General features: G+C 57.7%; 2 protein-coding genes. One reads left to right on the top strand and one right to left on the bottom strand.

From position 1 onward, the window contains the following. Positions 1 to 482: hypothetical protein (locus P4L78_RS18160; protein WP_309329628.1), on the bottom strand; the 482-nt coding region annotated here is incomplete at its 3' end. Between the two features lie 177 nt (positions 483 to 659). Between P4L78_RS18160 and P4L78_RS18155 the strand changes: the two genes are divergently transcribed. Then, on the top strand, positions 660 to 1,686 hold a 1,027-nt coding region (locus P4L78_RS18155), incomplete at its 3' end, for a GDSL-type esterase/lipase family protein (protein ID WP_309329626.1).

Genomic DNA, 1,686 nt, shown 5'->3' with positions numbered 1-1,686 from the left:
GTTCCCGGCGCAAGATCGTAGAGCCGCGGATCGCGCGCAGCCACCAGCGCAGTATTTTTCTCCACCACCAGCGTCACGCCCGGACGCAGTTCAAGCGGTCCGGTAATGAACACGTTCGCTTTGCCCTTCGCGCGCAGCACTACGGCCTTACCTTGCGCACAGCTATCAATCGCGCTCTGGATGCGCACCGTGTCGAGCGATTTCTCATCCTTCTCCGCAATCACTCCGTTCGGCGCGGCGATTGCCGCATCCAGCGTGACGCAAGCGGCGGGGATGCGCGGTTCGGTCACCTGCCGCGTATCCTGGGCAAGCAATGTGCATGCAAACAACAACGGCAGCGCAACGGAAAGCGAGCGCAAAAGAAAAGAACGCATTGGAATCTCCAATCGGCACGGCGCGAAACCATACCCGCTGGTGAAAATAGCGCAGCCAAGAGGACTGACCACCAGCAGCATCAACTGTACAGGAAACGAGGCATCCATAGTCAAGAATCACGCCCGTGTTTTTTGCACATCAAGGGCATATCTCCAGCGCCGTACGGCCACTTCATCAGCGCAGATCAGCGTGCTTGCTGGTCCGACCTCCCAAGCGATAGAATCATCTGCGCACCCCGTCACGAGTCCTTCAAAGATACAGAGTACACAGGAGCATGAATCGTCATGAAGTCGCTTTCGCTTTTCCTCGTCTCCAGCGTTCTCGCCACCGGCTGCCTCGGCTCCGCACAGCAAACGCCGCATCCCTCCGCGAAAACAAGAATTGCGCTGATCGGCGATTCCACGCAGACCAGGAATGCCGGCTACGGTCTGGGCTTCTGTGCAAATCTCACCGCGGACGTTATCTGCATCAATGATTCCAAAGGCGGAGCCAGCACCAAAACCTATCGCCAGGACGGCCTCTGGGACAAAGCCCTGGCCGATAAGCCGGACTACATGCTCATCCAGTTTGGCCACAACGATCAAGAAACGAAGGCGCATCTGCCGCGACAGACCAATCTCCAGACGGAATACCCCGTCAATTTGAAACGTTATGTGGAAGAAGCGCGCGCACATGGCATTGTTCCTATTCTCGTGACGCCACTGACCCGCCGCTACTATGAGGCCGACGGCAAAATTCATTCAGACCTGACGGCACACTGCGAAGCCATGAAGAAGGTAGCCGCGGAAGAACACACACCGCTCATCGATCTGCAGGCAGACAGCATCGCTTATCTCGATACGCTCACTGAGGCACAAGGACAGGCGCTCGGCATCACCAAGAAGGACGATCAGGGCAATACCATTCCCGACAAGACTCACCTCAACTATGAAGGCTCGTATGCCTTTGGCCGCATGGTTGCTGTCGATATGGGCAGAGCCGTGCCAGCGCTGGCCGCGTATGTAAAGCCAACGCCCGCGCCGCTACCGCCAGTAGGCATTCGCAGTATGGCTATTCTGCATGGCGCTCCAGTGCGTATTGTGCTGGCTGGCGACTCAACAGTGAACAACGGTGGCGGGTGGGGACCGGGTTTCTGTGCGCTGATGACACCCAACGTCGAATGCATCAACCAAGCGGCCAACGGACGCAGTTCAATGAGCTACTACGACGAAGGACTGTGGCAGAAGGCGTTGGCGCACCACGCCGATTACATACTCATCCAGTTCGGCCATAATGACCAGCCTGGCAAAGGACCCGCGCGGGAGACCGACC

It is taken from the genome of Silvimonas sp., from assembly GCF_031291215.1.
GTDB classification, from domain to species: Bacteria; Pseudomonadota; Gammaproteobacteria; order Burkholderiales; family Chitinibacteraceae; genus Silvimonas; species Silvimonas soli.
Note: the sequence above shows the minus strand (reverse complement) of the source record. Positions and strands in the feature narration are given on the sequence as shown.